The organism is Prevotella amnii DSM 23384 = JCM 14753 (assembly GCF_000378745.1).
Classification (GTDB): domain Bacteria; phylum Bacteroidota; class Bacteroidia; order Bacteroidales; family Bacteroidaceae; genus Prevotella; species Prevotella amnii.
This window is the reverse complement of sequence record NZ_KB905280.1, coordinates 25,597-46,404: the sequence shown is the minus strand read 5'-3', so window position 1 is coordinate 46,404 and position 20,808 is coordinate 25,597. Positions and strand designations below refer to the sequence as shown.

Here is a 20,808-nt window from a genome sequence, read left to right as displayed (position 1 = left end):
GAAACCGCAAATATCAGATTGGAAGTTCCTTATCGGCACAATCAAAAGAATTGGAAACCTACTTTTATTCCTTTTGCGAAGGCGAGAAAAAGGATTGAAACAGACTTCTCGCAGATGTGCGACCAATTTATGATTTGCCGCAACTATGCAAAGGAAACAGTAGGATTGTTTACAAGAATTATCGGTAAAATCAGTGCCTTTACCGCAATGCAATATTTAAATCACATTAATAATAGACCCATTGGAAGAGTCAAGTATGCACTGGCTTAATTCCGCCAACGGGTAGTAAATATATTTTAAATGAATATGATAATAAAACATATTAAAACTTTTTTCTCTCGCCCTTTCTTTAGTGATAAGCGCACACTCTTAGCAGTATGGGTTCTTATAGGCATTCTCTCGTGGGCATTTAAGTTTACCCGTCAGCATAATAACTTTGAGATATTCCGTGGAGTTTATTGGCATACCGTGCAAGGAACTTCTCTTTACGAAGCCTACCCTAAGGAGTATTTTGATGTTAATCACTACGGGCCTTTTTTCTCATTAGTTATAGCTCCCTTTGCTATTATGCCCGATTGGCTGGGTATGCTCTTCTGGTGTGTGGGCTTATCGTTAGTGCTTTTTGTTGCGGTAAGCCGTTCTAATATGAAGCATAACGAGAAGATATTTCTCTTTTGGTTTTGTGCTCACTCGCTCTCTACTGCCCTTTTTATGCAGCAATTTAATGTTGCTATTGCCGCTATTATTATAGGTGCTTTTTATATGATAGAGAATAAGCGCGACTTTTGGGCAGCTTTTCTTATCATGCTCGGCACCTTTGTTAAGCTGTATGGCATAGTGGGCTTGGCTTTCTTCTTTTTTTCTAAGCAAAAAGGTAAGTTTTTGTTATCGTTATTGTTTTGGGCAGTAATAATGTTTGTAGCTCCAATGCTTATTAGTTCGCCTGCATATATATTAGGGCAATATCAAGAATGGTTTACCAATCTGATAGAAAAAAATGGCGAAAACATTGGTTCCATCGCTCAAAACATATCCGCTTTAGGATTAGTTCGTCGCATTTCAGGTAACAATACCTATTCCGATTTATGGTTAATATTGCCATCTTTATTACTTTTTGCTCTGCCTTATCTGCGCATAAATCAGTATAAATATTTAGGCTTTAGGCTATCGTTACTTGCTTCTGTATTGCTCTTTGTGGTGCTGTTTAGCACAGGCAGCGAGTCGAGCTCTTATATTATAGCTCTTTGTGGTGTTAGCTTTTGGTGGTGTTCAGCTCCAAGCAAGCGTGGAAAGTGGGGGGTTGCACTACTTGTTTTTGTGTTTATGATTTCTGGTTTTGGCTCGTCAGACCTCTACCCTCCTTGCATAAAACGTGGACTTATACAGCAATATGCCCTCAAAGCCTTGCCTTGCCTTATTGTTTGGTTGAGGCTTTGCTATGAGATGATGGTGTATGATTATAAGGAGTCGCCAGCTCTTTCTCCGCAACAACATATACCGGACGATGTTTTATCTCATTAAACACCTTGCCGAGGTATACACCAATAATACCTAAAGATAGTAGCTGTATACCTCCAAGAAAAAGTATTACTGTAAGTATAGTAGGGTAACCTTGTACGGGGTCGCCATATATCCATGTGTGTATGAGTGTGTAAATAAGAAACATAAAGGCTACAACGGAGAAGAACATTCCCACAACCATTGACCATTTCAGTGGAGATACCGTAAACGAAGTAATACCATCTATAGCTAAAGATAGTAGAGAGCGTATAGACATATGGCTTTTACCCTCAGCCCTGTCTTGTGTTTCAAACTCCACTCCTATTTTCTTAAATCCTATCCACGCATACATACCTTTAGTATAACGTTCTGTTTCACGAAGCTTTTGCAGTTCGGTTATACACTTTCGGTCTAACAAACGAAAATCGCCTACGTTTTCAAGAATATCGTAACGTGTAGAATGTTGTAAAACCTTATAATATAATAGTGATATATGCTTTCTTAAAAACGACTCTTTCCCTCTTGTTTTTCGTTTACCATATACATCATCATATCCCTCTTCCCACTTTTTAAGCATCAAAGGAATGACGTGAGGAGGGTGCTGCAAGTCGGCATCCATTATAACAACACAGTCGCCACTGGCATTATCAAACCCTGCCAACATAGCATTTTCCTTGCCAAAGTTTCGAGACAAATTTATATAACAAATGCGGTTATCTTTTTTTCTTAGCTGCTGAATAATATTCAGTGTATGGTCAGTACTACCATCGTTAATAAATAATATCTCCCAAGCGTAGCTGTTATTTTGCTGCATTAAGTCTGCTAAGGCAGTGTATAACTTGTTAAGACATGCTTCTTCGTTAAAGCAAGGAATAAGAATGGTAACTTTTCTCATTGCATAAAAGTTATTATTGCTTTGTTTTTTGTTCTGTAAAATATCTATATGTAACAAACTTTTCACCTCTCGCCTTTAGCATCTTAACGAGCTTATCAAGGCGATGTACCATAGCCCAACCGCTATTTTTCTTTATTATATATGGCATTTTATATTCTGGGTGCTCTTTAAGGTCGTAAAACTCCCATGGGTGGAAATAAGTAACAAAATAGCCATCATGACGCAGCACACGGCGCACCATAGCATGATAGAGAGCTTGTGGAAGATTATGAAGTGAAAGCCAAAATAACGGAAAACGTATTATAGGGGTAACAGAGGCTGGAATTTGTAATACTTTTCCTTTCATAAAATACGTACGAGGGTCAGTAAGATGCATATAACGACCGGGAATAAAAGCAGGATTGAGCGATGAATTATAGCTATATCCTGCCTTTTCTATATCAGCATCTGATACAGGAAACATACGTGGCTGCCTATATCCATACACCTTAACGCCTGCTATGCGTTCTACAATCTCTTTTGATAGGAACACATCTTCTGGTTTAGGCTGCCAATGATCCACCCCATGACACGCCACCTCGTGTCCTTCTGCGACAATGCGCTGTATAATCTGTGGTGCGTGTTGAGCAAAATTGCCTGTACAGAAGAATGTTGCCTTTACATTGTTAGCTTTCAAGGAGTCGAGTATTCTGGTAGTTCCTTCTACAGAAACAGCCATACCCTCCTCAAGCGTAAAGGGCACACCGTGCTCCTTAGGGACATCAAATTCTTCTGTATCAAAACTCAATAAAATCATAACTTTTTGCTATATATTGATAACTTTGATATACACAAAGCCTATGCGTGTAATATTCTGTTTTATGCAAAGTTATCTATTATTAGCGGAGTATGCAAATATTATGACGAATAGTATATTGTGTAGTCCCATTGTTATGGTTTATTGCTTACCTAAAAAGCAAAGTATTGCCAATATATTTATTGTTACAATATAAAAAAAGATATAGTTTGCTTATTAATAAATAAAGTTTATTACATCTTTATACAAAAGTTTATCTTGAAAAATAAATTATTTTTAACGGAAAAATAAATTAAAAATAAGGCAAAAATAGATTATTTTTCATTGCAATGATTTATATTTTTATAAATAAGAGGTTATCTTCTTTTATTAAAAAGATAACCTCTTATATAATAACACATTACAAATGAGCGTACGTTTTATTCATCAAAGCCTGTGGGGCGAAACTGTTTTTGCTCCTCGCTATATATATACCCTTCTTCTTTCATGCGTTTTTTAACCTCTGCGGGGTCTTCATTAAAGTTATAACACAGCGATTCTAATGAATCAAATTCGCCATCTCGTAACAGCATATTCACTGCACTAACAAGTATAGCTGGTTCTTTTGGTAGATATTCCATATTCTTTTTTTAGTTTATTAAATTGGTTTTATATATGTTAAGACGGTTATATTCGTCTTAATAGTTTTTAAACGATGTAATTTCGTATAATTTATTTCATTGATTCTCCTACAAATTGTAATGGTAGAATGTCTTTAACAGAGTTGATGACATAAACACCTTCAGTACCATATAAAAGAATGCGAATGGGCTTTTTATAGCGATCTTCCATCTCGAGGAGTACCTGCCTACATGAGCCACATGGCACTATAGGGTTTTTAGTAAAGCCATAACCGTTGCGGGCAGCAATGGCAATGGTAGTGATAGGCTGGTCTGGCTGTGTAGATTGGGCAGCAAAGATAGCAGACCGTTCTGCGCATAAGCCTACGGGGAATGCTGCATTTTCTTGGTTAGCACCACGTATTTCAGTGCCATTAGATAGTAACAACGCTGCACCTACAGCAAAATTGCTATATGGCGAATAGCTCTTAGAGGTGGCAGATATTGCACCGTTAATGAGCTTTTGTTCTTGTTCGGATAGCTCATCGAGCTGACAAAATCCTATTTTGATGCTTAAATCTATTGTTTTCATGTTTTTTTATATTTTCGTTTTTCTATTGATTTAGCTACTATAAGAAACTGGTAAAAACCAGAAAGACAGCTTGAGATGAATCCTGGAAGTCCTTTCTTGTACTGCTGATCCATAATGTAAGCCTTAAAAAAACGCCATATAGGTCGCCATAAGAGTGCACCTAAGCCATATTGTTTGCTAATGCGTTTGTCTATTTCTCCGTCAGAATAGCGATTTATTTTTTCTATCCTCTCATGTAGATAGTTCTCATCAAGATGTATAAGCACAGCTCCATTGCTATCTGTAAGTTTGCCTATCCTTCCTTGCACTTGTGGGAAAGTATGCACGTATGGTGGCCAAATGGTGCCTTTACGTATAAAGAAACGTAGCTGAAAATCTCGTAATCGTCCCTTATCTAACACATTCATATCACGGTTACGGCGAGCTATGTATAATCCTTTAGGGCAGGCCTCTTGCTTGATAATATTATATAAGTAGGTACGAAGTTCTGTAGTAACAAGCTCGTCAGCATCTACTACAAGCACCCATTTATAACTCGCACTTTGTATGGCAAATGTACGTGCTGGCTCTGCGCTAAGGTGATTTGCTTTGGGAAAGGTAACTATTTTGCAGTTATATTCTTTGGCTATGGCGAGAGTATTATCCTTACTCTCCATGTCGCATATTACGATTTCATCGAAACATTTAACACTTTCGAGTACTTCACGTAGATATTTCTCTGCGTTATAAGTATTAATGACTACTGATATTTTATTTTCTTGTGGCATTGCTTTCATAAGAATATAGTTACTCTAATGTAATGCGTTTTACTGTGATTTCATCGGTAAGAAAGATGCGAGCATTCTCAGTAAACTTAGAGGGATTCTCTGTAGTATAATATTTTGTTGTGCCTTGCTTAGTACATTTTTTATCCATTTCAGGGTGTCGGTATAGATAATCTTTTAAAGACTGTGCAACATACTTTCCTTGTGCTACTATTTTTATTCCTTTGTTAATATGTTTTAGTATCTTAGGCATAAGTATAGGATAGTGTGTACAGCCTAAAATTATGGTATCTATTTGAGGATCGAGCCTCATAATATGCTCTATGCGCTTCTTAACAAAATAATCAGCACCCGGCGAATCCGCCTCATTATTCTCTATGATAGGTACCCAAAGAGGGCAAGCAATACCTGTAACTGATATTTTAGGCCATAGCTTTTGTATCTCAATATTATAACTTTTACTACGTACAGTACCTTCTGTAGCTAAAATACCTATATGATTAGAGTGGGTTAAAAGTCCTACTACTTCGGCTGTAGGACGAATAACACCTAACACACGGTTATCAGGTGCTATTACAGGAAGGTCGTTTCGCTGAATGGTTCGAAGAGCTTTTGCAGAAGCAGTGTTGCAGCCAAGAATAACTAAGCTACACCCCATATCAAAGAGTTTCAATACTGCTTGACGGGTAAACTCATATACTACATCAAACGAACGAGAGCCATAAGGAGCGCGTGCGTTATCTCCTAAATAGATATAATCATATTCTGGTAATAGCTTCTGTATAGCATGAAGGATAGTTAAACCACCATAACCACTATCAAAAACACCTATCGGACCAGTTTTTTGCAAGGATTGCATCATGTGTATATATAAAATTATAGATACTTTATATAGATTGTCTTTCAGCTATAACCCATCTTTTATAGCTATTTTAAAATTGCTGTAAGCATGCTCGTAATATCTTCACCTATAGCATCGTTTATGAAAGGAACAGCGTCGTTATCGGTATTAAAGATAAAAGCATAACCATTCTCCTTACCTATCTGCTGTAATGCCGCATTAAGCTGTTCTTTAACAGGCGCAAAAGTGTCTTGTTCGGCTTTCTGAAGGAGCCGTTCTGCCTCGCTTTTAAAAGTTTTGTTGCGCTGCAAGAGCTCTTCAAGCTCGGCCTGACGCTTATGAAGTATGGAAGGAGCAAGAGTGCGTTGTACCTCTAAAAAGTCTTCATAACGCATGTTAAAATCATCTTCCGACCGTTTTACCTCTGCATCATATTTGGCTTTAATAGAAGCATAAGTGCTTAATGCTTTTGTATAACCTGCCATAGCATGGAACACTTTGTTATAACTAAAATACCCAAACTTTAAGTTTTGAGCACTTATGAGCAAGGGAAAAAATATAATTAGAAGAGCAAAACAGATTTTTTTCATTCTTTTTTTATATAGATTTTTAACAAAAAGTGAAATCAACGCAAGAAATTTTATTCATGCGATGACTTCACCCTAAAGCCCTATTCCACAACAGAATGGGGTAAATATTTATGGGGGAAAGACACCCCACGACTTTTCTTTATTTAGTTTTTGATAGCTGAGCCTTAACCTCGGCGGTAACGTCCTTGCTGATAGCTTCATTTATATATATAGGCTGACCAGCTGCCTTTTCCATAATATAGGTATAACCACCTCTTTTAGCAACGGCAGCAATAGCTTTACGTACCTTATCAAGTACAGGACCAAGAAGCTTTTGTTGCTCTTCGTTAAAAGCCTTTTGATTGTCTTGTGCTGTCTGCTGTATCTTTGCATATAGCCCCTGAAGCTCTTTTTCGCTTTCAGCTTGCTTAGTTGGGTTCATAGTGTTCTTTGCTTTTTCATATGCCTCACCTTTACGTTGAAGCTCAGCTTGCATTTCTTCTATCTGCTTTTGGTACTCCTTTCCTTTAGCTTGTAGCTTGTTTTGGATAGCTATAGCCTCTGGAAGTGATTGTAAAAGAGCCTGAGAGTCGAGATGACCAAACTTCTGAGCAAACATTGTCATTGGTGCGCATAGCATCAATATCAATAATAACTTTTTCATTTTTTGTTGTTTTGTTAAAGTGTTTATAATTTTTTTTATTTATTAATTAGAAATACTACCGAGAGATTGCAACACTTCATTGCTTATATCGATAGCTGGTGAACCGTAAATAATACCTGCCGTTTCGCTCGAACGGTCGATAACCATACTATAACCACGCTTTTCTGATATTTGCTTAATAACCGTATATACTGCATCTTGTATCGGACTAAGCATTTCTGAGCGTTTTTTTGCTAATTCTCCTTGTGGCCCAAAGTATTTTAACTTAACCTCTGCAGCCTTCTTCTCCTTATCCATAATGGCATCTTGACGTTTCCTTTTTTCCTCAGGGGTTAAAGTAGATAAGTTCTTTTGATAATCTCGGTAGAGGTTAGCAGCATCTTTTTTTACTGCATCTATTTGCTCCTGTACCTTCTTACTTAACTGGTTAAGCTCATAATTAGCCTTTGTATAATTGTCTATATGATTGAGGATATATTCCATATCTACAAGTGCAAAGCTCTGCGCATTAGCTGATATTGACAAAATAGCCAGTATAGATAGCAATATTAGTTTCTTCATCTTTTATGTTTTTTTATTAGTTTCTTCTAAGTCTTAAAACTCTTGTCCAAGTATAAAGTGGAATTGACTTCCGCCTTTCTGACCATATACCTTATCAAAGCCATATGCCCAGTCGATACCCATCAACCCTATCATAGGTAAAAATATACGTACACCAAGACCTGCTGAACGCTTTAATTGGAAAGGATTGAACTTGCTGGCCTCTGTCCATGCATTACCAGCCTCAACAAAGCCAAGTCCATATATTGTAGTGTTGCCTAAAAGGAATGGATAACGTAGCTCAAGAGTTAAGCGATCGTAAGCATAACCTTCAGCACGATACGGAGTTAGCGAACCGTTTTCATACCCACGTAGTCCAATAGTTTCGGTAGCATATCCAGTAGAGTAACCACTCATACCATCACCACCCATATAATAGGTTTCAAATGGACTCTTTTTATACTTATTATAACTACCTAATATTCCAAATTCTACACGAGTCATCAATACAAGATTCTTTTGTCCATTAGTAAGAGAAGTAAAGGTACGTGCCTTAAATTTCCACTTATGATATTCTATCCACTTATATTTTTCCTGTTGCTCTGCACTATATGCACCCGACTTAAGATCCGTTGCCAAATGCTCATAATCCTTATTATCCCACTTACTCCATGGAGGAGTGATCGTAAGTGATGCTATAAATTCGGAGCCACGACGTGGGAAAAGCTGATTATCTGTAGAAGAACGGTTAAGCGAAATACTTAGATTTAAGTTGTTTGCAGTACCGTTAGCCATAATAAAATAACGCCAATTTTTAAGCATATAACGCTGATAAGATAACTGAAGAGATAGGGTAAAATAGTCATCTGGCCATGTTAGACGCTTACCCCAACCAACGTTAACACCTAATAATTGTATATATTTGTTAGGGTCAAGATAGTTTTCGTAGTTGTTATAATTATAATTACCATATCCATACCTATAGTTATAGTAATTATTCATATAAGCATTGTTATAGTAGTTGCTACTTACATCGGTCTGTTTGCTATAATAAGAACCCACGGAAAACTGAATAGGACGCTTCCCTCCAAACCAGTTAGTAGAGTAATTTACACTATAAGATTGATAGTATCTACCATTACTTTGTGCACTTAAAGACAAAACCTCTCCATCGCCAATTGGTAAAATACCACGGTGTTCACGGTTTTTATTAAAGAGGTTAGCTATAGAGAAATTGTTTAGCTTTAACCCTACTTTACCTACAATACCTGTTTGTTGCCAGCCAAGAGATAACTCTATTTGGTCATTAGATTTTGGTTTTAAGTTCCAATTAAGATCTACCGTACCTGTTTCATAATTTGGTTTTACATCTGGATTAACATGTTCTGGGTCAAAATGTCCCATAGATGCCAATTCTCGAGCTGTACGTTGCAGAGCTTCTTTAGAGAAAAGATCGCCTGGTTTGGTACGCATTTCACGACGTATAACATTTTCATATAAACGGTCATTACCATTTATACGAACATGATTAATATGAGCTTGTGTACCTTCAAATATACGCATCTCCAAATCAATGCTATCTCCATCTATATTTATTTCCGTAGGTTGCAGATTGTAAAACAAATAACCATTATTCCAATACGCATTTCCTACAGCATCTTCGTCCTCAGATAAACGCTTATTAAGGCGCTTTTGGTTGTACACATCTCCCTTATGCATATCAAGCAAACGTGATAGATAATCAGTACTATAAACAGTGTTTCCTACCCAAGTTATGTTTCGGATATAGTATTTCTTACCCTCATTAATCTTAATATATATATCAACGTGTTTTTTATCAACATTGATTACACTATCTTTAACGATGTTTGCATCTCGATAACCATATTCATTATATTTTGAAATAAGATTTTTCTTATCCTCTGCCCAACGCTCTGGGGTATATTTTTTAGATTTAAAAAAGTTAGCAAATTTACCAGATTCGTGTATTTTAGCAAAAGCACCTTTTTTAAACAAGTTTCCTTTCAGCTTTTTATCAGAAACCTCTTTATTACCTTCTATGATAATATTGCGGACTTTTATTTTTTGTCTTTTATCTATATTTACATCAAGGATAACATGTTCCTTACTATTATCATCATGTTGTATTATATTTATTTCTGCATTTTTATAGCCTTTGTCTTCAAAATATCTTTTTGCAATCATCTTAGCACGGTCTATCATGTTAGGTGTTATTTGCCCACCTTTTAATAGTCCGAGCTTACTTTCCATATCATCTTTTTCCTTTTTTGATACCCCATTATAGTTAATAGTAGATACACGTGGCCTTGCTTTTAAATAAATGTTGAGATAAATATCTTCACCAACAATAGAATCGGCACTTATAGAAACATCAGAAAAGAGACCATGCTTCCAATATCGTTTTACAGCATCTGATATAGCTGTACCGGGCACTTCTACTTTTTGCCCAATAGAAAGCCCAGAGATACCTGTTAAAACATAATCTTCATAACCTTTAATACCAGTAACATGCATTCCTGCGATGCGATAAGTAGCAGGGACACCTGAATATGAAATATTAGGTTTGATAATTTTCTCTTGTGCATTAACAGTATATATACCTCCAGTAGCAAAGGCTATAAGTATTAATATTTTATTTATATTTTTCATCTATATCACGTTTGCTTATTTATTTTCATTTTCTATTTGGTATCCAGTCTTTCCGAATCGGCGTTGACGACTTTGGAAATTAGCTATAGCTTTGTATAAATCTTCTTCTGAAAAGTCCGGCCAAAAGGTATTACAGAAATATAGTTCAGTATAAGCTATTTGCCAAAGTAAATAGTTCGATATACGTACTTCTCCCCCAGTCCTTATTAATAAGTCTGGATCAGGTATAGAAGCTGTAGTAAGGTGTTGTGAGATTGTTTCTTCTGTAATATAAGTCTTTATATTATCAGCATTGAGCTGAACGTTCTTTTGCTGTAACTCGCAGGCTATATCTTGTGCTGCTTTTGTTATTTCCCATCGTGCAGAGTAGCTAAGAGCTACAACCAACGTAAGCCTTTTGTTATTTTTTGTATTATTGATAGTACGTTTAAGAGCCAATTGTACATTACTTGGTAAACGTCCAATGTCCCCAATAACAAGTAATCGCGCATCATTTTTCATAAATATTTCATCTTCTAAAGAAGAGATAACAAGCCCCATAAGAGTGGATATCTCATTTGAAGGACGATTCCAATTCTCTGTTGAAAATGTATAAAGTGTTAGATATTTCACTCCTATTTTGCCACATATATTTGTTATACGTCGCACAGTTTCTACTCCAGCCTTATGTCCTTCTGTACGTGGCTGGTTACGTCTTTGTGCCCATCTGCCATTGCCGTCCATAATAATAGCTATGTGTTCAGGAATGCGGGTCATATCTATTTTTTCTTCCATAATGAAAAAAATAAGGTGCTTGATAAAGTTTTCTCTATATGTGCTATTTATGTTAATGTTGAATATTTATATATATATTAAAAGATTATCTTAGCAATCTTCTCCATACTTTACTACCATTAATTATCCATAGGTTATTATTTTTATCTATAGTAGCTGCCATTGTTTTTGCTGTAGTTGTAGAAGAAGGTATTGTGTATGCTTTATTCTTTTTCCATGTTATACCCTGATCGTAACTTATTAGCAGTGGAGCTATTTTGTTATCGCTTGTCAACCCTAATGCTATTGGACAATTATTATAGCTTGTTACAATAAGATTTTTATATTCAGGAAGCGTATAGCTTGAAAACGATTCTATAGTGTTCCAATTATAATTATTGCTATTGTTAGCAGTATTTATAAGTCGTGTCCATTCCACCATGTTTTTATTTGAGTTATATCCAATAAAAAGTAAACGTTTTAAGTTGTTTCCAGAGTTAGTGGAAAATAATAAAGCATCGCTAATACTACATATAGGCAAATCTGAAACATCACTTGATAATACTTCCTCTTTCCATGTTTTACCATTATCTGTTGAAATTTTAATTTTATTATCTGCTGTGATAGCATATAAAGATAATGGTGAAGCAAAGAGGCTTACTATATTATTATCTTCATTTACAACTGTCCAAAGCTCTCCATCATTAGAACTCAACACTTGATGGTTATCCAGTATAAAGAGTGTATTATCTAATGTTACTATATTTTTGTATGCGTCTTTTGAGAAAGTATGACTATATTTTTCCCATGTATTTCCATCTGTTATAGATGTAGAATATAATGTAGTAGTTGTTTCATTTACACCTGCTACAAAAATTTTATCATTAGTGCAAACAGCTTTTGTTGCAGAGAGAGTTTCAAAAGGTTTATAGTCCTTTAAATCTGTCCATGCTATATTATTATTATTTTGCTGCTTTTCTACATTCACAGTAACAGTATATATGCGATATACTTTTGAATTATTTGCATATACATATAGCTTTCGTTCTTTGGAAAAGTCTATAGAATCGTTTGTTCTATATGGTTTAAATGTATCATTAGTAAGCGATTTTATAGCAATAAATCCACCGTTTTTGGTTTTTATAGATGCTAAAACAGCATTAGTCTTTATGCCATAAGGCAGCATCTCTGTATTATAAATCTTAGCATTAGCATGATCTATATGAAATTTATATTTATTTCCAGCACATATTGCTATATAAGTGCTATCCTTGCCATTCTTTCCTATGGTGTCTCTAACTTGTTTTAGCTTTCCCAATGTAAAGCTCATTATGGCTGTATCATCATAATTTACATCTTTATTTTGCGTATCTTCTGTTAAGCACGAAGAAGTTGCAAACAATGTTGCAGCTGACGTGATGAGCGTAAATATCTTGTAGTTCATCTTTATTCTAATAAATAATTTATCTGCAAATTTAATTAGAAAACTTTATATATCACTGCCTTTTAGTGGTTTATTATGAAAATAAGCAAAATATATTAGTTTTTTAAGGTTGTTTAGTAGTGATAGATATGTATTATCATGCTATTTGTTTCTATTTTATCTCATTTGATATGTTTTATATTATATTATTTTCATCATGAATAGAGGTTTTATTAATATATAATATTTAGCCTGTATATATCTTTATAAAAATAGTCTTTATATAAAAAGGTCTTAAAGTCCACTTATAGAGTTTGAAATAATTACTGCAAGAACTATAGCAGTGATAACAACATATAGCCAATCGCGCTGAATAGCAAAGTCGAACAAAGAGAGGATTATGCGCGAAATAGGGGTTAGCAGCAGAATGATGACCCCTAATTGGATACAGTTTTCTGCTTGCTTTTGGTACACACCTGCAAAAATTCCTTTCAATGTTGTAAGATTAGTAGCCTCACCGTGGAACTTATGATAGTTTGGTATAGTATCTGCACCATGACAGATGAGATAATAAATACCACCTATTAAAGCTATCGTTGAAGCAGTAATAACACCAATGCGTAGCGTAGAACTGATGAGTAACTGCATCTTTTTACTTTCGTTATTCGTTTCCATATCCTAAAATTTACCAATTATTCCATTATATATCATATTAAGAGCTACTAAAACTATTGCTATTGAGAAAACTTTTCTTAGAATATTTACATTAAGACGTTTTAGCAATTTTGCTCCTGTTAATGAACCACATAGTACTCCAATGATAATAGGAAAAGCTATTCCTGGGTCAATATATCCACGTTGAAGATATACTACAGCAGAAGCAACAGCAGTTACGCCTATCATAAAATTACTCGTAGTAGTACTCACTTTGAAAGGTACTTTCATAGCAGTGTCCATAGCCAACACCTTTAAAACACCACTACCGATACCTAATAAGCCTGATAAAATTCCTGCACTAACCATTATAGAGAATCCTCCTCCCACATTTGTTAGTTCGTAAGATTTAATACCTTCTTTGGTAGGATAAGTGCCATAGAGTTTTAGCTTCTTAGCCATTGTACTACCTATAACGTTAGAATGGTCGGTTTTACGTCGTTGTTGTAACACAGCTGTCATCATCATAACAATGCCAAATATAACAGCAATAATATTTGTAGGCATCCAAATGGCAATAAAAGCTCCAAGAACAGCTCCTATCGTAGTAGCTATTTCGAGAAACATTCCTAAGCGTATATTTGTAATACCTTCACGAACATATGCACTTGCTGACCCTGATGAGGTAGAAATAGAAGCTATAAGAGCTGCTCCTATAGCATAATGAAAGTCTATACCAAAACCTAAAGTTAAAACCGGTATTACTACTACCCCACCACCTAATCCTGTTAAAGATCCTAATAGTCCTGCTAAATATGCAGCTAATATTAAGATAAGTGTAAACGTTAAAATTGTCATCCTTATATCTTTTATACAAAGGTAAATAAAAGTTTATCAAAAAGGTGCCAAAAGTTTATTTTTTTTACCATTACAATCTAAAACTTCATATAAAGAGAATGGATATTGTATTATAAAAAAATCCCAATTAGCATTATACTAAATGGAATTTTTCTGTACTCTGACTGGGAATCGAACCCAGATCAAAGGTTTAGGAAACCTACGTTCTATCCATTGAACTATCAGAGCAACATTTGTTTATATCTGCAAAGGTAATTATTTTCCTTCGTCAAACAAAGAACATGACTAAAATTTGGGCAATAATCACGCGAATAAACATACCTAAAGGATAAACAGTGGCATAGCTTATATTACTTGATTCGTCCTTAGAAGTATCATTGGCATAACCCAAAGCCATAGGATTAGCCATGGAACCACATAAGATTCCACACATAGTACCAAAATCTAATTTCTTTGTTTTTAGTGCTATAACGCCTATTATAACAGTAGGTAATACTGTTATAGCCAAACCTAACCCTATCCATAACAATCCTTCGGGACGTACTATAGTATTTAAAAAATCCTTTCCTGCTTCTAAGCCTAAGCACGCCAGATAGAGGGACAATCCTAATTTGCGAAGCATGAGAGAAGCACTTCGGGTAGTATAAGTTATTATTCTGAAACGCGGGCCAAAGGCACCTATTAGGATTCCCATAATAATAGGACCACCAGCAATACCTAAACGTATAGGAGCGTCCATGCCAGAGAATGTTAAAGGGATAGTACCTAAAGCAAGACCAAGTAGCATACCAAAGAGAATACTTGCTACGTTAGGTTCATTAAGTGTCTTAACAGAATTTCCAAGAAACTTCTCTGCATGAGCAATATCTTCATGCTGCCCAACAATAGTTAAACGGTCACCGTAACGAAGTACAAGATCTCCTGTTGCCAAAAGCTTGATATCACCACGAAGCACACGGCTAACTGTAACTCCATAAGTTTCACGAAGGTGCAAGTTTCCTAAATGTTTACCATTTAGAACGCTACGAGAAAGCACAACAACTCTACTTTCCATTTTTGTGTCAAGGTGATTCCAGTCTATCTTTTCTTTGTTAAGATCGCGATGAACCATCTTGCCAAACATTATTTCCATAGCTTCTTTCTCATGGTTACCTGTTACAACAAGTATGTTATCATCTTTTTTAAGCACTGTATCTGGCATAGGAGTAACCACATCCTCTCCACGCCATATACGTGAAATAATAAATTTTTGATGACTTCCTTCTGCTATTGCACCTATATTTTTACCAATTATTGCAGGGTTAGCTACAACAAATTGTCCTACAAAAGTATGATTATCATTTTCGCGCGACTTTGATTTCATATCCTCAGCCCTTGCAAATATTTTCCTTATAATTATCATTGAAAAGATAACCCCCACCACACCAAGCGGATAAGTAACAGCAGTTGCTAAAGCAGCACGTGCCCCACTCACACCAGCATGCTGAAGAGCTTGCTGAGCAGCACCAAGGGCAGGAGTATTAGTTGTTGCACCACTAAGAATACCAACCATATCCGACATAGGAATATTAAATATATACACAAGAGCAATAGAAAACAAAGTTCCTAATAATATTACAGCTAAAGACCATATATTAAGCCCTAAGCCTTCATGGCGCAATGACCCAAAGAAATTAGGTCCCACATGCAATCCAAGTGTATAAACAAAAAGAACAAGACCAAAAGTCTCGCAAAAAGAAAGCATTTGCTTATCAACACTTAAGCCAAAGTTACCTACGGCAATGCCTATAAAAAACACAAAGGCTATGCCAAGAGAAATACCAGCTACTCTTATCTTGCCAAGTGAAAGCCCTATAGAACAGACAAGAGCAACAATAGTAATACATTGTAGGGCAGAGTGTAAGGAAAAAAGCCCGTTAATCCAATCCATACTTGTTATAATAAGTGTAAATATTTTTCTAAAGGAATTCCTCTATTCTTATCTTCATTATCCTTGTTATAGTCTATAAGCATATATACCCCGTCCATAGCTTTACGAGTACTACTAACAAGAGCTTCACCTCGTAGCAGATGCCCTATAAGGATAGCAGAGAAAATATCTCCTGTACCGGGGAAGTGGACAGGAATTTCTGTATAAGGAAGTGTGAAATAATCATCATCAATATGGTTATAACCCACCACAGAGGGCTGACCATCTACAGTTATAGATGTTATTAAAGCCGACCTTGTGCCTATTCTACATAAATTGTCTAACAGCTCTTTTGCTTCTTTTTTAGTTACTCCCTTTTCCGAGAAAGACGCCCCTGTGAGATAACAAGCCTCTGTATAATTAGGAAAAGTAAGGTGAGCCACACTTATCATTTCACGCATAGAAATAATAGTAGAAGGAGTAACACCATTATAAAGTTTTCCCTCATCACCCATAATAGGGTCTACATAGATAGTTGTTCCGTTCTTTTCTTGTTCACGACAATACGCTGAAATTATTTTAGCCTGATGTTCCGAACAGATAAATCCTGTAGCAATAGCATCAAAACTAAAGTTTAGTTCTTTCCAAATAGGAAAAACTTCCTTAATATAATTAGTAGTTTCTAAAATCTTAAACTTACCATAATCTAATGTATTAGAGACTAAAGCTGTGGGCAGATTATACACAGGGTTACCAAAATAAGACAAGATAGGCAGCATAGCTGCTGTTGCTACCTTACCATATCCTGCTACATCATTAATAAGAAGAATTTGTTTCTTATCCATTCAAATAACTATTAAACGTTTGCAAAGATACAGCAAACTGTATAAAAGACAAAATATTTAGTTGGTTTTGATTATTCTAAAAAGTAAGATAGTAACACTATATATTACGAGAATTAGCTGAAACAACCTACTTAAACGAAAAAATATTAATAATTACCTTTTATTGCTTTCCTTTTATACTATTTACTCCTATTAATAATATAAATACCTATTGTGGCAAAAGTACCTGCTAAAACATATTTCCAATAAAAGGTCTCATTAAGGCATAAACAAGAAGAGATAGCTCCTATAATAGGAATTAGCGAATTGTAAATAGCTATTTTTCCTACAGGATTACAGCTGATTAGCTTGTTATATAAAGCAAAACCTGTTGTAGAAATACCTATTAGAAGCAGCAATATCACAACACCCCAAGTAGTAATTATAGGGAAAGTACCTCCTGCAAGCAGTCCAAACACTACAAGCAAAGCACCACCTAAGGCAAGGCTATAACCTGTTCCTACAAAGATATCTACTCTATGGCTCAAACTGCGGGTGAGTAACGACGCAAAAGCAGAACATAAAGCATTAAGAACTATTAAATTGTCGCCCAATATAGAATAATCAGTCTCTTTTGAAGTATCGCCAAGATTTAACATAGCAAGACCAGCGAAACCTATAATACAACCAAACAACTTGTTTTTAGTCATCTTATCGCTTTTAAAAAATAAGCAAGCAAGAATAACTACTGCAAACACACCTAAGGAATTGAGTAAAGCAGCACGAGAACCTTGACTATGTGATAAACCAAAATAAAAGAATGCGTAATGAAGAGTAGTATTAAGCAGAGAATAAACGAAAATAAAATAATAGTCAGAAGTTTTGCTAACAGAAAAAGAGCGATGCAATCGTTGTGCTATAACGAGGATTATCAATCCTGAAATAAAAAACCTTACCCCAGCAAAAAGCATCTTACTCCCTGTCATGGAAGTAGTAATTTGAAACTCTCTAAACCCTATTTTTATTAATGGATAAGCCCACCCCCACACTATAGCTGCTATAAGAGCAAAAACAGTTACCCATATAGGACACTGAAAAATACTTTGCTTTCGTTCCTGAAACATCATACTCTTTCTTATTTGCATAATCTTTTTCACCTTAACATATAAAATACTTTTACAAAGGTACTGCTTTTATATCATTATAAGGAATATTTTATATAATGCTATATTTTAAAAGTTTTACTCACACAGTTTTGTATTATCTTTATAAAAGTAGATAAAAGCAAAGATAAAAATATTATATTACAAATCCTTAAAAAGAAATTTCACCGAAAAGTTAGATTATAATAACTTTTCGGTGATTATTTTTATAAAACCTAAAAGAACCTTCACTGCTCTTTTAGAACTATATGTTGCTACTACCAGCATTAATTTATATCATCTCCTTTTACCATTTATAATGGTAAACACCTATATATTAATGCTTTGAAGTAACGTCTACTACACTATATTTACCTGTATCATCTGCCACACCAAGCTCATAATACGTATCTTTGCTAACACCAACTATATCCTTTGTTTGTACCGCATTTGCCACTTTCCCTTGGTTAAAAATCACATTTACAGTATATCCTCCTTTATTAATATCAAAGTCGTAATAATACCAACTCTCACCATTTATAGTAGTAGCATGCATTGAAACTCCTGGCCACTGAACTCCTAACAAAGCCGAATTATCAGCGTCCCATGCCCATATATACACCTCGTTCCAGTCTGCCGGCTTCTTAAAGTAAACTCTTGCCTTATGAGGTGTAAAAGATAAAACGGTATACTTATGACGTACTATTGTAGTAATAGCACCATTTTGAACAATACCCACCGATAATGTTGCTGTCTTGTTCAAAGTAATTATGCCATTATCTGGCACAGCAGAAGAAGTTACTAAAGGGTCAGAACCATCTAAAGTATATACTAATTTAGCACTTTTTGCTGTAGCTGGCGAACTCACTTTTACCGCTACACTATTATAATATGTGCCTTCTGACTTATCAAATAATATTGTATTACCTGCGTATTTACCTGTATTTTCCAATAAATAAGCATAGTTATTACCATTAAGAACGTTAGTATACCCTGCTTCTGCCGACTCTTTACCAGCTTTTGTACCTACACAAACTATAAGTTTTCCGTTTTTACCAGTAACTTCTGCTCTGAACAGATCATGCTCTGAAGTAAGTATTTTATAATCGGACATATTTGTTATACCTACTGTTTTGCGAATATCTATCATAGACTTTATTTCTTCCTTATATTTTTTCCAATGCGGAAGAAAAACACATGGAGTGCCTGGCATGGCTAACATATAGGCATTGGCTGCTAATATGTTATTATTAATAGGATCTTTTGTATATCCACTGGCATTGCCACGATCCTGCATATCATGGTTTTCTACAAAAGTTACAGCATATCTTCTGAAATTAACATCGTGTATTAAGTTGTTCTCCGTGTTAAGTTTTGTCCAATCTCCATTATTTGCTGCATCTCGCACATTATATCTAAACTGGAAATCGAATGCCGCACTCTTTCTGTTTGTACGATTTATCCAAATCTTTATGGCCTCATTATTGTCCCAATATTCACCTACAGAAAACTCAATATTTGCTGCATCATTATAATTACCTACATGATAACCATCATATCCTTTTACCATGTCATAACGAAAACCGGTATATCCAAGGTCGTTTTTAAGATATTTCAAATAAGCTTTTATAACCTTTTGTACATTCTCGCTTTTATGATCTAAGTCGCGACAACCACCCCAATCAGCTCCTTCATCATTATTTATGCTTAGCTTATATCCTTGTTTGGCTGTGTTTCCACCATCATCATTAGCAACAATATCTGTTGGCAACATTTGGAAAGTCTCACCCTTATATGTCTCGACAGGAAAATCTACCCAAGAACCACCTGCACCAAGATTGTTACGATGGTTAATAACTACATCTGCAACAATACCAGTACCTTTTTCCTTAAAAGTTTTTATCATTTCCCTAAGCTCTGACTCTGTACCAAAACTGGAATTTTGCTTAAAATAATATACTGGCATATACCCCATATTTTTATAAGGAGTATTACAATCGCCGCTCTGTGGTACCCAAATAAGTGAAAAATACTTAGATAGCTCATCTGCCTGACTGGATAGATTTGTCCACTTAGTATCATCAAAAGAGTCCCAAGAAAAACCTTGAAGCATCACCCCTTCATAGTCTTTAGGCCACCCCTGAGATACCCCGACTTCCTCTACTTTTGGCTTAGGCGGATTAGGTTCTTCTCCTGTAATGCCAAGATCACTGCCCTTAGCACAAGCAGATAGCAGCAATACTACGGCTGCTGAATAGGTAAAAGTACGAATTTTCATATCTTGATCGATTAATAAATAATAGTATATAAAGGTTGTATTAATAAATAAAAATAACAGCTCATGCTGAAGACTGCCATAAATAATTTTAGGCAACACTACATCATATCGCATGATAAAATTACATTTTGTTTTTTAACCTATAAAGGAAAATGATACAAATCAACACATAACCCTTGTGCAAACGTTTGCCCTAAATTTACCTACCCTCCTACTCTTCCATATAAAAAGTCCACAATTTTATAGCTAAAAATCACATCTTTCCAACCTAAACATAAACTGCTACATATCAACACATTATAAAATAGTTTGAAAAATAATTTATTTTTAGATGAAAAATAATTTATTTTTAGATGAAAAATAAATTAAAAACCATGTAAAAATAGTCTATTTTTGAGTACAATATAACATATTTTGCTCTTTAATAGTTTGCTGATGTTTGCTATAAAGGTAATCTTTCGTAAAACAAAACATATACTTCCTTACTTTTAAAAATTCCATTTACCTCTTCTAATATCCTATTTATATCTACTTTAC

19 protein-coding genes, 1 tRNA gene and 1 pseudogene are annotated in these 20,808 nt (G+C 35.1%); 2 read left to right on the top strand and 19 right to left on the bottom strand.

Going from position 1 to position 20,808, the window contains the following annotated elements:
• Both F596_RS10920 and F596_RS0106630 read left to right on the top strand, forming a co-directional pair.
• Positions 1 to 270 (top strand): annotated as a pseudogene (locus tag F596_RS10920) (IS982 family transposase); the annotation flags it as partial.
• Positions 271 to 300: 30 nt separating this feature from the next.
• Positions 301 to 1,521 carry a glycosyltransferase family 87 protein gene (locus F596_RS0106630; protein ID WP_019036330.1) on the top strand — a complete coding sequence of 407 codons (1,221 nt, stop codon included), beginning with the start codon at positions 301 to 303 and terminating at the stop codon, positions 1,519 to 1,521.
• On the opposite strand, the gene F596_RS0106625 is transcribed toward F596_RS0106630, so the two are convergent.
• From F596_RS0106625 to F596_RS0106535, 19 genes are all read right to left on the bottom strand, one after another.
• Entirely contained in the window at positions 1,415 to 2,395 is a 981-nt protein-coding gene (locus F596_RS0106625) for a glycosyltransferase family 2 protein (RefSeq protein WP_081618432.1), read from the bottom strand. The genes F596_RS0106630 and F596_RS0106625 overlap by 107 nt on opposite strands.
• Positions 2,396 to 2,408: 13 nt before the next feature.
• A complete protein-coding gene (locus tag F596_RS0106620) occupies positions 2,409 to 3,191 on the bottom strand; it encodes a polysaccharide deacetylase family protein (protein ID WP_019036329.1) in 783 nt (260 codons plus the stop codon).
• 419 nt (positions 3,192 to 3,610) lie between these two features.
• Positions 3,611 to 3,811 carry a DUF4250 domain-containing protein gene (locus tag F596_RS0106615; protein ID WP_019036328.1) on the bottom strand — a complete coding sequence of 67 codons (201 nt, stop codon included), beginning with the start codon at positions 3,809 to 3,811 and terminating at the stop codon, positions 3,611 to 3,613.
• A gap of 91 nt (positions 3,812 to 3,902) precedes the next feature.
• A complete protein-coding gene (locus F596_RS0106610; RefSeq protein WP_019036327.1) occupies positions 3,903 to 4,382 on the bottom strand; it encodes a cytidine deaminase in 480 nt (159 codons plus the stop codon).
• The gene (locus tag F596_RS0106605; RefSeq protein ID WP_008447342.1) at positions 4,379 to 5,158 is read right to left on the bottom strand and encodes a glycosyltransferase family 2 protein; all 780 of its coding nucleotides are present in this window, start codon (positions 5,156 to 5,158) and stop codon (positions 4,379 to 4,381) included. Before F596_RS0106605 ends, F596_RS0106610 begins: the two co-directional genes overlap by 4 nt.
• Before the next feature lie 10 nt (positions 5,159 to 5,168).
• Positions 5,169 to 6,008, bottom strand: coding sequence for a glutamate racemase (gene murI / locus F596_RS0106600; protein WP_019036326.1), 840 nt, complete (start codon positions 6,006 to 6,008; stop codon positions 5,169 to 5,171).
• A gap of 65 nt (positions 6,009 to 6,073) precedes the next feature.
• Positions 6,074 to 6,577 carry an OmpH/Skp family outer membrane protein gene (locus F596_RS0106595; protein WP_019036325.1) on the bottom strand — a complete coding sequence of 168 codons (504 nt, stop codon included), beginning with the start codon at positions 6,575 to 6,577 and terminating at the stop codon, positions 6,074 to 6,076.
• A gap of 139 nt (positions 6,578 to 6,716) precedes the next feature.
• Positions 6,717 to 7,220: an OmpH/Skp family outer membrane protein gene (locus tag F596_RS0106590; protein ID WP_024992667.1), complete on the bottom strand. Its 504-nt coding sequence runs from the start codon at positions 7,218 to 7,220 to the stop codon at positions 6,717 to 6,719.
• 42 nt (positions 7,221 to 7,262) lie between these two features.
• Positions 7,263 to 7,781, bottom strand: coding sequence for an OmpH/Skp family outer membrane protein (locus F596_RS0106585; protein ID WP_008447210.1), 519 nt, complete (start codon positions 7,779 to 7,781; stop codon positions 7,263 to 7,265).
• Between the two features lie 33 nt (positions 7,782 to 7,814).
• Positions 7,815 to 10,430, bottom strand: coding sequence for a BamA/OMP85 family outer membrane protein (locus tag F596_RS0106580; protein ID WP_019036323.1), 2,616 nt, complete (start codon positions 10,428 to 10,430; stop codon positions 7,815 to 7,817).
• 15 nt (positions 10,431 to 10,445) lie between these two features.
• Positions 10,446 to 11,204, bottom strand: a complete 759-nt coding sequence (uppS, locus tag F596_RS0106575) for an undecaprenyl pyrophosphate synthase (RefSeq protein ID WP_008447208.1) — start codon at positions 11,202 to 11,204, stop codon at positions 10,446 to 10,448.
• Positions 11,205 to 11,289: 85 nt separating this feature from the next.
• Entirely contained in the window at positions 11,290 to 12,627 is a 1,338-nt protein-coding gene (locus tag F596_RS0106570) for a DUF6242 domain-containing protein (RefSeq protein ID WP_019036322.1), read from the bottom strand.
• A gap of 273 nt (positions 12,628 to 12,900) precedes the next feature.
• Positions 12,901 to 13,281 (bottom strand): DUF1634 domain-containing protein, encoded by a 381-nt coding sequence (locus F596_RS0106565; protein WP_008447234.1) that lies wholly within the window; start codon positions 13,279 to 13,281, stop codon positions 12,901 to 12,903.
• Between the two features lie 3 nt (positions 13,282 to 13,284).
• Complete coding sequence (locus tag F596_RS0106560) at positions 13,285 to 14,118, bottom strand: sulfite exporter TauE/SafE family protein (protein ID WP_008447255.1); 834 nt, start codon at positions 14,116 to 14,118, stop codon at positions 13,285 to 13,287.
• Positions 14,119 to 14,274: 156 nt separating this feature from the next.
• Positions 14,275 to 14,346 (bottom strand) — tRNA-Arg (locus F596_RS0106555).
• Positions 14,347 to 14,386: 40 nt separating this feature from the next.
• Positions 14,387 to 16,048, bottom strand: a complete 1,662-nt coding sequence (locus F596_RS0106550; protein WP_019036321.1) for a putative transporter — start codon at positions 16,046 to 16,048, stop codon at positions 14,387 to 14,389.
• A 5-nt stretch (positions 16,049 to 16,053) separates the two neighbouring features.
• Entirely contained in the window at positions 16,054 to 16,872 is an 819-nt protein-coding gene (locus F596_RS0106545) for a pyridoxamine kinase (protein ID WP_008447277.1), read from the bottom strand.
• A gap of 179 nt (positions 16,873 to 17,051) precedes the next feature.
• Positions 17,052 to 17,996 carry a DMT family transporter gene (locus F596_RS0106540; RefSeq protein WP_019036320.1) on the bottom strand — a complete coding sequence of 315 codons (945 nt, stop codon included), beginning with the start codon at positions 17,994 to 17,996 and terminating at the stop codon, positions 17,052 to 17,054.
• 334 nt (positions 17,997 to 18,330) lie between these two features.
• Positions 18,331 to 20,271, bottom strand: coding sequence for a starch-binding protein (locus F596_RS0106535; RefSeq protein WP_024992666.1), 1,941 nt, complete (start codon positions 20,269 to 20,271; stop codon positions 18,331 to 18,333).
• Positions 20,272 to 20,808 lie beyond the last annotated feature (537 nt).

Coding starts and splice junctions, on each gene's coding strand:
- F596_RS0106630 (WP_019036330.1), top strand. CDS start 301: ATGAATATGATAATAAAACATATTAAAACTTTTTTCTCTCGCCCTTTC.
- F596_RS0106625 (WP_081618432.1), bottom strand. CDS start 2,395: ATGAGAAAAGTTACCATTCTTATTCCTTGCTTTAACGAAGAAGCATGT.
- F596_RS0106620 (WP_019036329.1), bottom strand. CDS start 3,191: ATGATTTTATTGAGTTTTGATACAGAAGAATTTGATGTCCCTAAGGAG.
- F596_RS0106615 (WP_019036328.1), bottom strand. CDS start 3,811: ATGGAATATCTACCAAAAGAACCAGCTATACTTGTTAGTGCAGTGAAT.
- F596_RS0106610 (WP_019036327.1), bottom strand. CDS start 4,382: ATGAAAACAATAGATTTAAGCATCAAAATAGGATTTTGTCAGCTCGAT.
- F596_RS0106605 (WP_008447342.1), bottom strand. CDS start 5,158: ATGAAAGCAATGCCACAAGAAAATAAAATATCAGTAGTCATTAATACT.
- murI (WP_019036326.1), bottom strand. CDS start 6,008: ATGATGCAATCCTTGCAAAAAACTGGTCCGATAGGTGTTTTTGATAGT.
- F596_RS0106595 (WP_019036325.1), bottom strand. CDS start 6,577: ATGAAAAAAATCTGTTTTGCTCTTCTAATTATATTTTTTCCCTTGCTC.
- F596_RS0106590 (WP_024992667.1), bottom strand. CDS start 7,220: ATGAAAAAGTTATTATTGATATTGATGCTATGCGCACCAATGACAATG.
- F596_RS0106585 (WP_008447210.1), bottom strand. CDS start 7,781: ATGAAGAAACTAATATTGCTATCTATACTGGCTATTTTGTCAATATCA.
- F596_RS0106580 (WP_019036323.1), bottom strand. CDS start 10,430: ATGAAAAATATAAATAAAATATTAATACTTATAGCCTTTGCTACTGGA.
- uppS (WP_008447208.1), bottom strand. CDS start 11,204: ATGGAAGAAAAAATAGATATGACCCGCATTCCTGAACACATAGCTATT.
- F596_RS0106570 (WP_019036322.1), bottom strand. CDS start 12,627: ATGAACTACAAGATATTTACGCTCATCACGTCAGCTGCAACATTGTTT.
- F596_RS0106565 (WP_008447234.1), bottom strand. CDS start 13,281: ATGGAAACGAATAACGAAAGTAAAAAGATGCAGTTACTCATCAGTTCT.
- F596_RS0106560 (WP_008447255.1), bottom strand. CDS start 14,118: ATGACAATTTTAACGTTTACACTTATCTTAATATTAGCTGCATATTTA.
- F596_RS0106550 (WP_019036321.1), bottom strand. CDS start 16,048: ATGGATTGGATTAACGGGCTTTTTTCCTTACACTCTGCCCTACAATGT.
- F596_RS0106545 (WP_008447277.1), bottom strand. CDS start 16,872: ATGGATAAGAAACAAATTCTTCTTATTAATGATGTAGCAGGATATGGT.
- F596_RS0106540 (WP_019036320.1), bottom strand. CDS start 17,996: ATGCAAATAAGAAAGAGTATGATGTTTCAGGAACGAAAGCAAAGTATT.
- F596_RS0106535 (WP_024992666.1), bottom strand. CDS start 20,271: ATGAAAATTCGTACTTTTACCTATTCAGCAGCCGTAGTATTGCTGCTA.